14 protein-coding genes and 1 pseudogene are annotated in these 11,763 nt (G+C 62.7%); 8 read left to right on the forward strand and 7 right to left on the reverse strand.

The features are described 5' to 3' along the window. Positions 1-346: 346 nt before the first annotated feature. The gene (locus tag BVER_RS31810) at positions 347-592 is read right to left on the reverse strand and encodes a hypothetical protein (protein ID WP_157056175.1); all 246 of its coding nucleotides are present in this window, start codon (positions 590-592) and stop codon (positions 347-349) included. Between the two features lie 11 nt (positions 593-603). Here BVER_RS31810 and BVER_RS22905 point away from each other — a divergent pair, with 11 nt between their 5' ends. From BVER_RS22905 to BVER_RS22925, 5 genes are all read left to right on the forward strand, one after another. Continuing rightward, entirely contained in the window at positions 604-960 is a 357-nt protein-coding gene (locus tag BVER_RS22905) for a winged helix DNA-binding protein (protein ID WP_050455238.1), read from the forward strand. A 99-nt stretch (positions 961-1,059) separates the two neighbouring features. Next, a complete protein-coding gene (locus BVER_RS22910) occupies positions 1,060-2,028 on the forward strand; it encodes an aldo/keto reductase (RefSeq protein ID WP_050455239.1) in 969 nt (322 codons plus the stop codon). Between the two features lie 30 nt (positions 2,029-2,058). Then, the gene (locus BVER_RS22915; protein WP_050455240.1) at positions 2,059-2,481 is read left to right on the forward strand and encodes a DUF1810 domain-containing protein; all 423 of its coding nucleotides are present in this window, start codon (positions 2,059-2,061) and stop codon (positions 2,479-2,481) included. 57 nt (positions 2,482-2,538) lie between these two features. Then, positions 2,539-2,754, forward strand: coding sequence for a hypervirulence associated TUDOR domain-containing protein (locus BVER_RS22920; RefSeq protein ID WP_050455241.1), 216 nt, complete (start codon positions 2,539-2,541; stop codon positions 2,752-2,754). Positions 2,755-2,883: 129 nt separating this feature from the next. Continuing rightward, on the forward strand, positions 2,884-3,321 hold the full coding sequence (locus BVER_RS22925; RefSeq protein ID WP_050455242.1) for a PRC-barrel domain-containing protein: 438 nt from the start codon (positions 2,884-2,886) through the stop codon (positions 3,319-3,321). An 88-nt stretch (positions 3,322-3,409) separates the two neighbouring features. On the opposite strand, the pseudogene BVER_RS35320 reads toward BVER_RS22925, so the two are convergent. Further along, positions 3,410-5,104, reverse strand: a pseudogene (locus BVER_RS35320) (methyl-accepting chemotaxis protein). A 289-nt stretch (positions 5,105-5,393) separates the two neighbouring features. On the opposite strand from BVER_RS35320, the gene BVER_RS22935 reads away from it, so the two are divergent. Then, on the forward strand, positions 5,394-6,650 hold the full coding sequence (locus tag BVER_RS22935) for an aminotransferase class V-fold PLP-dependent enzyme (RefSeq protein ID WP_050455243.1): 1,257 nt from the start codon (positions 5,394-5,396) through the stop codon (positions 6,648-6,650). A gap of 7 nt (positions 6,651-6,657) precedes the next feature. Here the strand turns inward: BVER_RS22935 and BVER_RS22940 are convergent, their stop codons facing one another. After that, the gene (locus BVER_RS22940; RefSeq protein ID WP_050455244.1) at positions 6,658-7,410 is read right to left on the reverse strand and encodes a Sir2 family NAD-dependent protein deacetylase; all 753 of its coding nucleotides are present in this window, start codon (positions 7,408-7,410) and stop codon (positions 6,658-6,660) included. Positions 7,411-7,602: 192 nt separating this feature from the next. Between BVER_RS22940 and BVER_RS22945 the strand changes: the two genes are divergently transcribed. Further along, positions 7,603-8,613 carry a zinc-binding alcohol dehydrogenase family protein gene (locus BVER_RS22945; RefSeq protein WP_050455245.1) on the forward strand — a complete coding sequence of 337 codons (1,011 nt, stop codon included), beginning with the start codon at positions 7,603-7,605 and terminating at the stop codon, positions 8,611-8,613. Positions 8,614-8,622: 9 nt separating this feature from the next. On the opposite strand, the gene BVER_RS22950 is transcribed toward BVER_RS22945, so the two are convergent. The 3 genes from BVER_RS22950 to BVER_RS22960 form a co-directional block, all read right to left on the reverse strand. Beyond that, positions 8,623-9,024, reverse strand: a complete 402-nt coding sequence (locus tag BVER_RS22950) for a GFA family protein (RefSeq protein ID WP_050455249.1) — start codon at positions 9,022-9,024, stop codon at positions 8,623-8,625. Positions 9,025-9,211: 187 nt separating this feature from the next. Further along, entirely contained in the window at positions 9,212-9,772 is a 561-nt protein-coding gene (locus BVER_RS22955) for a hypothetical protein (RefSeq protein WP_050455246.1), read from the reverse strand. Between the two features lie 211 nt (positions 9,773-9,983). Further along, entirely contained in the window at positions 9,984-10,640 is a 657-nt protein-coding gene (locus BVER_RS22960; protein WP_198155335.1) for an OmpW/AlkL family protein, read from the reverse strand. Between the two features lie 195 nt (positions 10,641-10,835). Between BVER_RS22960 and BVER_RS22965 the strand changes: the two genes are divergently transcribed. Continuing rightward, positions 10,836-11,126 (forward strand): hypothetical protein, encoded by a 291-nt coding sequence (locus BVER_RS22965; RefSeq protein WP_050455247.1) that lies wholly within the window; start codon positions 10,836-10,838, stop codon positions 11,124-11,126. Between the two features lie 13 nt (positions 11,127-11,139). On the opposite strand, the gene BVER_RS22970 is transcribed toward BVER_RS22965, so the two are convergent. Continuing rightward, positions 11,140-11,574, reverse strand: a complete 435-nt coding sequence (locus tag BVER_RS22970) for a hypothetical protein (protein ID WP_232316719.1) — start codon at positions 11,572-11,574, stop codon at positions 11,140-11,142. Positions 11,575-11,763 lie beyond the last annotated feature (189 nt).

An 11,763-nucleotide genomic window follows, 5' to 3' on the forward strand; every position in this document is an offset into this window, starting at 1 on the left:
TCGGCGAAGTTCCAAACTCCCAGGAAACCATTCAGATCAATATTGCTTCTGGGAGTTCTGGGAAACACGATCTTCCGGCGGCCCCTTGCCACCCTTGACTTCGACTAATTCTGAAGGGCCGACTAAGAATTCGAATCGATATTTACGCGGGACGGAATATTAATGGGAATAGCGCCGTAGAATGCAAAAAAGAGTAGCGGCTATACACCGCAGCGCATTAAAAAGGATTCGAATAAATCGATATTTAAGCCGCTGCGCAAAGGCATTTCAAGCGCACGTAAGCAAACGTTTGAGCGAATTCGAATGGAAAGGGAAACCGAGCGACGGCGCGCCTGACGAGGTTCAGTCACACCGCCTCGCTCGTCGCGAGACGGTGCGCCTCTTTTTTTGCCACTTCTCTCTCAGGTTCTCGCGCTGCCGTTCCGTTGTGACGCACCGCTTGACGGTTGCGCCCGATACGGCGGCTCAATGTGTCGATATTAGCATTTTTTATCAGCTTGATAAGATAATTTACAAACAGGCGACATCGGCCAATGGTATGATCCGGAGCACATTTTTCCAATCTCAGCCGCACTCCACCGAACATCAGCAAGACGCACGCTCATGGCGAAAAAACAGCTAGTCGACGCCTACTTTCGCTTCCTGAATCTTGCCCAGGCAGTTCAGGCGCTGCCTTCCGTCCCTAAACTCGATGCCGCCGAAGAACGCCTCCTCGAAGCGCTCACCGCTGCCTGGCACGCGGGCCGCACGCTGACCGTCACCGAAACGATGGCGCTGTCCGTCGCGGGCGCGCCGGCTACCGTGCATCGCAAGCTCAGTCGTCTGAAGGAACACGGCCTCGTCACGCTGGACGAAAGCGGCGCGGATCAGCGCACCAAGGCCGTCGTGCCGACCAAAAAGGCGCTGGCCTATTTCGAAAAGCTCGCCGCCTGCCTCGAAGAAGCGAACAAGAAGAAATAACGCAGCAGCGCGTCCGTACGCGCTTCGAATCGTCGGGTTATCCTTTTTTCTCCATGAATCGAACGGCCGTGTGCCGTTCTCTTGCGAGGAACCCGAGCGATGGCGCTCAACCGCATCATCGACGCTCACGCATTCGACCGGCGTCGTTTCCTGCTTACGGCGGCGGGCGCGGCGCTCGGTGTATCCATAGCGGATCACGCAGCGTCCGAGCCCGCGATACAACCCATGCACAAACGCCCCATTCCTTCCACGGGCGAAGGCTTGCCCGTCGTCGGTTGCGGCACTTGGCGCACCTTCGATGTCGGCGGTGACGCCGCTCGCCGCCGTGAACTCACCGAAGTGCTGCGCGTGCTGTTCGCGGCAGGCGGATCGGTCATCGATTCGTCGCCGATGTACGGCTCGTCGGAAGCCGTCGCGGGCGCGCTGCTCGCGCAGATGAACGCGCGCGATAAAGCCTTCGTCGCCACCAAAGTGTGGACCGAAGGGCGCGATGCAGGTATCGCGCAAATGGATGCCTCGATGAGCTTCTTCAATCCGAACGCTTCGGCATCGGGCAAGCCCGCGCGCATCGATCTGATGCAGATTCACAACCTCCTCGACTGGCGCACGCAACTCGCCACGCTGCGCGAATGGAAAGCGGCCGGGCGCGTGCGATATATCGGCGTCACGCATTACACATCGAGCGCGTTCAAGCAGGTCGAAACCGTATTGCGCGAGGAACGCCTCGACTTCGTGCAGATCAACTACGCCGCCGACGATCGCGACGCCGAAGCAAGCCTTTTGCCGCTCGCGAAAGACCGTGGCGTCGCCGTGATCGTCAATCAGCCGTTCGGCGGCGGCGCGCTGCTCGCGAGCCTGAAAAATCGTCCGCTGCCGGGCTTTGCGCAGGAAATCGGCTGCACCAGCTGGGCACAGCTTCTGCTCAAATTCGTGTTGTCCAACCCCGCCGTGACGTGCGTGATTCCGGGCACGGGACGGCGCGAATACATGATCGACAACGTACGCGCGGGAATCGACGACTATCCGGATACGGCCTTGCGCAAGCGTATCGCCAATGCCGTCGCCTAACGTCGTCACGCGCATTCGGAGGGTTTCGTCATGAGCGATCCGTTCAATCTTCAACGCTTCGTCGATGCGCAGGAAAGCGTGATCGACGATGTGCGCGCGGAACTCACCGCAGGCCGCAAGCGCACGCATTGGATGTGGTTCGTGTTCCCGCAAATCGCCGGACTCGGTCACAGCGAAATGGCCCGGCGCTACGCGATTCAATCGCTTGGGGAAGCGCGCGCGTATCTCGATCATGCGCTGCTCGGCGCGCGACTCGTGGAACTCACGCGCATCCTCAACGGCCTGCATAATGCGCGGGCGAAAACCGTCTTCGGCTATCCCGACGACATGAAATTCCATTCGTCGATGACGCTATTTGCGCAAGCCGCTTCCGAACCCGCCATATTCGACGAAGCGCTAAGAAAATATTTCGACGGCCAACCCGACGACGCAACACTCGCGCGTCTGCAATAAAGAAATGGGCACGCGCGTTGCGCTAAGTAACGCACGCCAACCATCGGAGCAAACGCCATGCGCCACGCGCTCAAACTGCACGATCACGTCAAATGGTCGACGCCGCAAGGCGACACGATCGGCCATATCGTGCGCGTCATTACTTCGCATACGCAACTCGATGGCCACACGGTCAGCGCATCCAAAGACGAGCCGCATTACGAGGTGGAAAGCGATAAAAGCGGCAAGCGCGCCGTGCACAAAGGCGATGCGCTAAAGAAAGTCTCGCACTAAAGCCTCGTCATGAGATCGACACGATTTCTGCAAAATGCATGGGAAACGGTCAAACTGCAGGCGCGCCTGATTTGCGCCTTAAACAATCCTTAGTCAAAACCGGTTGCTCAAATCTTTTGAGGAATAAATATGAACTCGAAGCTCGTGGCTCAAATCGTCGTCTCGTCCGCGCTGGTGCTCGGATCGACCGCTTCGTTCGCGCAGGTCGCGGGCGCGCAGCCGCTCGGCGTGTCCGTCGAAGTATCGACGGCGATCATCAACGGATGGAGCGTCAAGAAGTCGATTCTGGGCAAGCCCGTCGTCAACGACGAAGGCCAGAAAGTCGGCACCATCCGCGACATCATCGTGGCGCCGGACAAGTCGGTGTCGTTCGCGATCATCGGCGCGAATCAGTTCCTCGGCGTGAAGCATCACGACGTCGCGATTCCCGTCGAACAGCTCGATGTGAAGAACGGCCAACTGGTGCTGGCAGGCGCGACCAAGGATGCCATCAAGGCGCTGCCGGAGTTTCAGTACACGAAGGTCAAGGCAGCGCCGGTTTCGCGCGCGGACTTCGATCATCATTGAGCGGCGTCATACGCGCTTGAACGGCAAAAAGGCGGCGCACGCATTGCGCGCCGCCTTTTTCACACACACCGCATTCAGCAGGCTACGTTCAGAACGTGCTCCAGCCTTCCGCGCTCACCGCCACCGGGCGGCTGACCGCAACGGGCGCGGGCGCCGGTTCCGGACGACTGCGCGCACGCTCGGCCGCCGGCAGAATGCGCGGTTTGTATGCAAAATCCACTGCGCCTTCGATCGCGAAGAACGACACGACTTCGTTCATGCGGCGACCCTGCTCTTCGAGCGCCTGCGATGCCGCCGCCGCTTCTTCCACCAGCGCCGCGTTCTGCTGCGTCACTTCGTCCATCTGCGTGATGGCGAGATTCACCTGCTCGATGCCGCGTCCCTGTTCCGACGACGCTGCCGCGATCTCTTCCATGATGTCGGTCACGCGCGCGACCGCCTGCGTCACTTCGGCCATCGTGGTGCCGGCGTCGCTTGCGAGCATCGCGCCGTCGCGCACTTTCTCGACCGATGCCGCGATCAGTTCCTTGATCTCCTTGGCCGCCGTCGACGAACGCTGCGCCAGGCTGCGCACTTCGCTCGCCACGACCGCGAAGCCGCGGCCTTGTTCGCCGGCGCGCGCCGCTTCCACGGCCGCGTTGAGCGCGAGAATGTTGGTTTGGAACGCGATGCCTTCGATCATGCCGGTGATTTCCGCGATCTTGCTCGAGCTGTCGCTGATGCCGTGCATCGTGTCGACCACGCGGCTCACGACGGCGCTGCCCTTCTTCGCGACATCCGATGCGTTCGACGCCAGCGTGCTCGCCTGCTGCGCGTTATCGGCGTTCTGACGAACCGTCGAGGTCAGCTGCTCCATGCTCGCCGCCGTTTCCTGCTGCGACGCGGCTTGTTCTTCGGTGCGCTGGCTCAGGTCGGTATTGCCGGTCGCGAGTTCCTGCGCCGCGCCGCCCAGCACGCCGCTGGACTCACGCACACGGCTCACGGTTTCCGTCAGACGATCGTTCATCTCGGCGAGCGCACGCAGCAGATCGCCGGTTTCGTCCTTCGTATCGGCGACGATGCGGCTGCGCAGATCGCCACGCGCCACCGTCTGCGCGATGCTCACCGCCACGCCCAGCGGCGTCGTGATCGAACGCGTCACCGCGATGCCCGCCACCACCGCGAACGCGGCGGCGAACACGCACAGCGCGATCAGCATGTTGCGTTGCAATTCGTACTGCGCCTGATACTCGCTCACGATTTCGTCGCGACGGGTACGCGTGTAGTCCGCGTAGTCGTCGGTCGCCTTCACGAGGCGCGCCAGCAGCGGACGGCACTCGTCGTCCATCTTGGCGATGGCCTAATCGTGCTTGCCCGCCAGCGCGAGACCGACGATATCGGTCGCGACCGGACCGTACAGCGTCTCGACGCGCGCCATATCGGCGACGAGGCCTTTCGCCTTGTCGCTCGTGTCGGCGGCGGACGCGATCATCGACTGAAGCTGCTTGAGACGCGCCTGCACGTCTTCGTGCGCGCGCGTCACCTCGGCCTTCTCGAGTTCGAGGTCGGCGGGCTTGGTCACGAGCACGAGATTGCGAGCCGCGATCGCACGGCGATCCACCGCCGTGCGAATCTGCCCCGCCACATCGGCGCGCGCGTTGATGCCGTTCACGTAATGCGCGAAGCCGTCAGTCGCCGCGAACAAAGCGTGCAACGACATGCCGGCCACGAGGACGACCAGCACGGCGAGCATGCCGAAACCGGCGATCAGCTTGTTTTTGATCGTGATGTTTCTCAGGTTCATTTTTTAGGTTCTCTCAGGTCCGTCGCGGGACTGTTGGCGCCATTGGTGGCCGCGCTCTGCTCTCGGCTGGTGCTCTCGAATTCATGCGCGAACGTTTGCCCTCGTTGGGGCCTTGCGCTCATGTTTGTTGATTACGGCCCGGCGCTCGCACCTCTGAAGGGTGAAGCACGCAAAAAGTCCCGATTTTGTCCACCGCAGGCGAAATGGTTACCGAATTGGTTAAAAATTGCCTGTTCAGGTTCAGTCGATGGGCGATACTGAACGCTCGTACCCGATTTTTTGGATCCCTATGCCGACCTTGCTCGATCACCGCACGCCCGAGTTCGACGCCGCGCTGGCGTCGCTGCCGCCGACTCCCGCCGGCAATCCCGCTCACGACGAAACTTACTGGGACGCGGTGCGCGGCCTGTATAAACAGTCTGATGCGGCGATCAATCTGGAAAACGGCTTTTGGGGCGCGATGACCGAACCGGTCAAGGCGATGTTTCGCGACTGGACCGATCGCGTGAACACCGAAACGACGCTGCTGATTCGCCGGCAATGGCAGACGCTGCACACCGGCTTGCGCGAGCGACTGGCGATGGAAATGGGCTGCGGCGTCGAGGAAATCGAGCTGGTGCGCAATGCGACCGAGGCACTGCTGGCGCTGATCAGCGGCTACAACCGCCTCTCGCCCGGCGATACCGTGCTCTACAGCGACCTCGATTACTCCTGCGGCCGGGACGCGATGGAATGGCTGCGCGAGCGGCGCGGCGTCACGCCGGTGCGAATCACGATTCCCGAACCCGCCACGCACGAATCCGTCATGCCCACCTACGCGGCCGCGTTGCGGGCGCATCCGCGCACGCGGCTCGTCCTGGTATCGCACGTGTGCTTCGCAACCGGGCTGGTGATGCCCGTCGCGGAGATTTCGGCGCTCGCGCAGGAAGCGGGCGCGGACGTGATCGTCGATGCCGCGCATTCGTGGGGCATGATCGACTTCGATTTGCCCGATCTGAACGCGCCCTTTGCCGCGCTGAATCTGCACAAGTGGATCGGCGCACCGCTCGGCTGCGGCGCGATCTATATCCGTGGCGGGTGGCTCGATGCCATCGACCGTTATCTCGGCGACCGCACCTGGAGCGCCGACGATATCCGTTCGCGCGTGCATACCGGATCGCCGAATTTCGCGGCGTGGCTGACCATCCCGGCGGCGCTGGACGTGCATCGGCGGATCGGCGCGGCGGCCAAGCATGCGCGGCTGCGGGCGCTGCGCGACGCGTGGGCGGAACCGGCGCGCGCGCTGCCGGGCGTGCAGATCCTGACGCCGTCCGATCCGGCGATGACCGCGGGCATCACCGCGTTCCGGCTGAATGGCCGCGCCGACAAGGCCGGTTGCGACGCCATCGTCGATGCGCTGATGCAGCGCTTCGGCGTGTTCACCGTGACGCGGCCCAGTGCCGACGCGGGCGAAGTCGTGCGCGTGACGCCCGCGCTGTTCTCGCGCATGTCGGACGCGGCGCGTTTGCTCGAAGGCATCGAAACGCTGGCGCGCGAGATGAAATGAAGGCGCGCTAACCCGCCACGGCGGGCCGCGCGTCCAGTTGCTCAATCAGTTCGCCGAGCACGTCCGAGCAGCGCGCCTCGACCTTGAGCGCCAGCAACGCGTCCGCCCGCGTCTTGCCTATATTCACCGCCGCGATCGGCTTGCCGCTCTTCGCGGCCCATTCGCAGAAGCGATAGCCGGAATACACCATCAGCGACGAACCGAGCACGAGCATCGCGTCGGCGGCGTCAAGCGAGCGCGCCGCGTCCTGCACGAGTTCGCGCGGCACGCTTTCGCCGAAAAACACCACGTCCGGCTTCAGCACGCCGCCGCAGCGCGTGCAGCCGGGCACGTCGAAGGCATCGAAATCGAGATGTTCGATGTTCGCGTCGCCATCGGGCAGATCGGGCGCGGCGTGACCGACGAAGTCCGGATTCATCGCTTCGAGCATGCGTTGCACGGCCGCGCGCGTGTGCAGGCCGTCGACATTTTGCGTCACCAGCCGATGCACCCGCGAGCGCGCCGCCAGCGCTCGCACCGCGTGATGCGCCGCGTTCGGCTCGGCGCCCGCCACCACCGGCCAGCCGATCAGACTGCGCGCCCAGTAACGCCGCCTGGCGTGGTCGGAACCGAGAAAATCCTTCAGCAGAATCGACGCGCGGCCGGTCCGCTGGCCTTCGCGATCGCGATAACACGGAATGCCCGACTCGGTGCTGATGCCCGCGCCCGACAGCACGAACAGCCTCGGATACCGTTCGACGAACTCATGTAGGGAATGCAATTGACGTCCTTTATGCGTATCGCGCCCGTCGCGCGAATCTGTATCCTGAACACTGCTTCCTGAAAATATAGGGGGGAAACGGCCGGTCGTGCTGGCCTGACCAATTTCACAATATACAAACTGGCTTGACCAAATCGCGCGACGTCGCTAGATTGTGCGCTGCCCCCACACCAACGAGACTAGAGAGACACCATGCTGACCGTCATCTGCGAAACGCCCGGAACCCTGAAAGCCGAACAGCGGGACAAACCCGCGCGCGGCAACAACGAAGTCCTGCTGCGCGTGAAGCGCGTCGGCGTGTGCGGGACGGATCTGCATATCTTCACGGGCAATCAGCCGTATCTGTCGTATCCGCGCGTGATGGGGCACGAGTTGTCGGGCGTGATCGAGGAAGCGGATGCCACGAGCGGACTGAAAGCCGGCGACACCGTGTATGTGATGCCGTATTTGTCGTGCGGCAAGTGCATCGCGTGCCGTCAGGGCAAGACCAATTGCTGCGTCAACATTCAGGTGCTGGGCGTGCATCGCGACGGCGCGTTCACCGAATATCTGAATCTGCCCGCGCAGTTCGTGCACAAGGCGGAAGGCGTCACGCTCGATCAGGCCGCGATGGTCGAGTTCCTCGCCATCGGCGCGCATGCGGTGCGCCGCGCCGACGTCAAGCCCGGCCAGCGCGTGCTGGTGGTCGGCACGGGTCCGATCGGCATGGCCGCGATCACGTTTTCGCGGTTGCGCGGCGCGAACGTCACCGCGCTCGATACGCGCGAAGATCGTCTCGCGTTCTGCAAGCGCGAGCTGAAAGTCGACTCGACGGTGCAGATCGGCGAGCACGACAAAGACGAACTGTCGAAGCTGACCAATGGCGAGTTCTTCGATGTCGTGTTCGATGCCACCGGCAATCCGCGCGCGATGGAACGCGGCTTCGAGTTCATCGCGCACGGCGGCAAGTACGTGCTGGTGTCGATCGTGCCGGACCGCATTTCCTTCGCCGATCCCGAATTCCACAAGCGCGAAGCGACGCTGATCGCGAGCCGCAACGCGACGCCCGAGGACTTCGAAACCGTGCGGGCCGCGATGCGCGAAGGTCAGGTCCCGACCGATGCGCTCAACACGCATCGTCTCGCGCTGGGCGACGTGCCCGAGCAATTCTCGTCGCTGCTCGATCCGAAAGCGGGCGTGGTGAAAGCGATCGTCGAGTGCTGAACTAAGGCTTCAATCGGGCCGCGCCTGCTCATGGCGCGCCCGGCCTTGCGCGTCGTGCCACGGCTCGGCGCTTCGGCACCAGATCTCGTATTGCGGCGGATAAAGGCCCGTTTCATCGAAGATACCGGTCGGCACTTCGATTTCGTCCACGCCATCGAAGGCCAGATAGATCGGCGAGCCGCATCGCGGACAATGATGCCGCCGTCCCTGCGCCGAGCTCGCCCACGCGTGGGTTTCACCATCGACCTGCACCGCATCGCGCGGAAAAATCGCATAGACACCGAACGGCGCGCCGTGGATGCGCCGGCACGTCATGCAATGGCACAGGTTCACTTCCTTCGGCGCGGCATTCACGCGCAGACGCACCGCGCCGCACGCGCAGTGCCCTTCGTGCTGGTTCCCGTTGGTCATTAGCTTGCTCCCTGCGACCTTGACGCGCGCGTTCGTGTTTTGCATGCATGATGCAAAACGCCAGCATGCGGCGCCTGCATTCAAAACGCAAAATGCAATCCGGCACGGACGATGGAATTTCAAGCCAAGAAACGCAAAGTGCCCGGGCGAACCGGGCGCTTTGCGTTAAAGCTAAAGCGATTGAAGATCAACGCACGAAATAACCGCGATTTTGCATGCAATCGCTGTAGGCGCGCCAATAGCGGACCATCGGCGGCTCGGGCGGCGGCAGCGGCGGCATTTTCATATCGCCGGAGAGGATTGCATCCGATGCGCCCGATGCCGCCACCGCACCCGACGACGGCATCGCCGCCGATGCGCCGTGCGGCGCGGACGCGCCCGCAGCCATCGTCGCGGATGCCGCGTGCACGCCCTGCGCGCCCGATGCGCCCGCAGCCACCGCCGCGGATGCACCCGATGCCGCGACCGCAGCCGATGCGCCCGACGTCGCGGTAGGCGGCAACGGCGGCGCGACCGGGCTGGGGCTGACCATCACGCGCGGTTCGGCGGACGTGTTCTTGGGCGGCGTTTGCGACTCGCGCGCCATATTCACCTTGGTCGTCTGATTGGCGTAGGCGTAGCAGGCGGCGTTGTCCACGGCTTGCTGGCCGGAGCTCTGGCTACGACCGGGTAAGGTAAGCGGCTGCTGCGCGAACGCGGTGCCACAGGTTGCGAGCAAGGCGAGTCCCGCGAATTTGGAAAGTCTCATTGGCGTACTGATCCCCGATGCGGTTTTATTAATCGTTGCAGCTCGCCCACTTCGCCGGCGCTGACTTAGCGCGCGACGCGGGCGGGACGAATCTGCGCCGGGCCTTTGACAAGGATACCGTGCCTGTGCAGCCGTCCACGCCAGAAACACCCGCATCTTCCGCCAATTTTTCTGGTAGAACGGGCCGGGATGCCCGTTCACGCCATCGACATCAGAATTTCATGCCGACGCCCAGCCCGATCACCCACGGATCGATCTTCAGCGAACCGAGATCCGTGCCGCCCGCCGACGCGCTGGTACGCATCCAGATCTTCTTGATATCCGCGTTGACGAACAGATTGCGCGCCACCTGCACGTCCACGCCCGCCTGCAGCGCCGGACCGAAGCTGCTGCGCTTGATCGACACCGGCGTATCGCCCGCTTTCAGCTTGTCGTTATAAAAGTACGTGTAGTTGAGACCCGCGCCGACGTACGGGCGCACGCGGCCCGCATGATTGAAGTGGTATTGCAGCAGCAAGGTCGGCGGCAACACACCAACGCCGCCCAGATTGCCGATATTCGACGTCACCTGATGACACGACGTGCCGAGAATCAGCTCGACGCCGATGTCGTCGCGAATCATGTACGTGAAGTCCAGTTCCGGCACGAGCGCATTGTTCACGTCCACGCCGAACGTGCCGAGCGCGCCGCCCGCCGATACTTGCGGCTCGATGCTGATCGCGCGCAAGCGCACCAGCCAGTCGTTCGCGTGGATGCCATCGCCGTACGCAGATGCATCGGCGGCATTCGAACCGCTCTCGGCCGCTTGTGCCGCGTTCGCGAAAAGTGCCGCGCAAGCCAGTGCCATCACCCCAATGAGTTTTTTCATTTTGTTCACTCCAACGGAAAGTTGGAATTCTCCTGGGGCGTTCCCTGCACACCTTGACGCGAATCAACGACGCGCGCGCGGTGCCGCTGCGCGACGCGAAAGTTTGCGATCGGACAAGCAAAGCGCGATCGGGTCCGCAGCTTGCTGAAAAACGAGTAAAGCGCAGAACAATGGCGCAAAACAAGGGAGGACGAGATGAGACCCGCAATCCGCGCGCTCGGGCGCACCGCAGTCTTGATGCTGAGCGGCACGCTCGCGATGGTGGCGAACGCCCAGCAACAGCAGAAGCCGAACAAGCTCGAATACGACAGCACGCCGGCCTATCAGGAGCACAACACGACGACGCCCGCCGCCGCGGCAGCAGGCGCAAGCGGTGCGTTGAATACGAAACCGGGCAAGCAATCCGCCGGCAAGCAGCCCACGCCGAATCGCGCGAATGGCCTCGGCATGGATGCCGGCGCGGCCAGCATGGGCAAGAAGCAGTAAGGCTACGACAGGATCAGGCGTCGGCGGATTTGTTCGGCCACGGCCATGTGGAATAGCGCGATGAATCGGCGTCATCGCCGGACGCTTTCGCCTCATCCGATGCATGCGCGGGCGCGGCGCTTTTGACATCGGCGGGCAACTCTTCGCCGAACCACGCGACGTCCTTGCGACGCTCCGCGACATACGCTTTCCAGCCCGACGCGTTGTTGTCGAACAGATCGTGACGCACGGTGTTGGCGATCATCGCGCAATTGAGTTCGGCGTCGAGCAAGGCTTTCGGCCACACGAAGAACGCACCCGACGCGCGACGAATGAAGTCGCGCGACGACATGTCGCCATCGACGAAGCCTAGTAGCGTGAAGCTTGCAAGCGCATCGTTGCCGCGCACGGCAGCAGAAATCGATGTGTATTCGTCAGCGCATTGGCTGAGGCAAAAAACGGTTTCCATGACATCGCCCAGATGCAGCAGCAACGCGCGTCGTTCGTAGGGATCGGATACGCCGGTCTCTCGTTAGAGGGTAGCCACGTTCCCTCTCGGAAACGCGGCCCCCGAAGAACCGTACGTGCGAGTTTCCCCGCATACGGCTCGAGCACGGCACGAAGCATCTCACTGATGCCGGTTGCGCTTGTATCAGCA

The sequence above is a fragment of the Candidatus Burkholderia verschuerenii genome (genome assembly GCF_001189365.1).
GTDB lineage: Bacteria > Pseudomonadota > Gammaproteobacteria > Burkholderiales > Burkholderiaceae > Caballeronia > Caballeronia verschuerenii.

What these genes read in the sequence shown, in the direction of transcription:
- BVER_RS22905 (WP_050455238.1), top strand. Translation starts at nt 604, where the DNA reads ATGGCGAAAAAACAGCTAGTCGACGCCTACTTTCGCTTCCTGAATCTT.
- BVER_RS22910 (WP_050455239.1), top strand. Translation starts at nt 1,060, where the DNA reads ATGGCGCTCAACCGCATCATCGACGCTCACGCATTCGACCGGCGTCGT.
- BVER_RS22915 (WP_050455240.1), top strand. Translation starts at nt 2,059, where the DNA reads ATGAGCGATCCGTTCAATCTTCAACGCTTCGTCGATGCGCAGGAAAGC.
- BVER_RS22920 (WP_050455241.1), top strand. Translation starts at nt 2,539, where the DNA reads ATGCGCCACGCGCTCAAACTGCACGATCACGTCAAATGGTCGACGCCG.
- BVER_RS22925 (WP_050455242.1), top strand. Translation starts at nt 2,884, where the DNA reads ATGAACTCGAAGCTCGTGGCTCAAATCGTCGTCTCGTCCGCGCTGGTG.
- BVER_RS22935 (WP_050455243.1), top strand. Translation starts at nt 5,394, where the DNA reads ATGCCGACCTTGCTCGATCACCGCACGCCCGAGTTCGACGCCGCGCTG.
- BVER_RS22945 (WP_050455245.1), top strand. Translation starts at nt 7,603, where the DNA reads ATGCTGACCGTCATCTGCGAAACGCCCGGAACCCTGAAAGCCGAACAG.
- BVER_RS22950 (WP_050455249.1), bottom strand. Translation starts at nt 9,024, where the DNA reads ATGACCAACGGGAACCAGCACGAAGGGCACTGCGCGTGCGGCGCGGTG.
- BVER_RS22955 (WP_050455246.1), bottom strand. Translation starts at nt 9,772, where the DNA reads ATGAGACTTTCCAAATTCGCGGGACTCGCCTTGCTCGCAACCTGTGGC.
- BVER_RS22960 (WP_198155335.1), bottom strand. Translation starts at nt 10,640, where the DNA reads ATGAAAAAACTCATTGGGGTGATGGCACTGGCTTGCGCGGCACTTTTC.
- BVER_RS22965 (WP_050455247.1), top strand. Translation starts at nt 10,836, where the DNA reads ATGAGACCCGCAATCCGCGCGCTCGGGCGCACCGCAGTCTTGATGCTG.
- BVER_RS22970 (WP_232316719.1), bottom strand. Translation starts at nt 11,574, where the DNA reads ATGGAAACCGTTTTTTGCCTCAGCCAATGCGCTGACGAATACACATCG.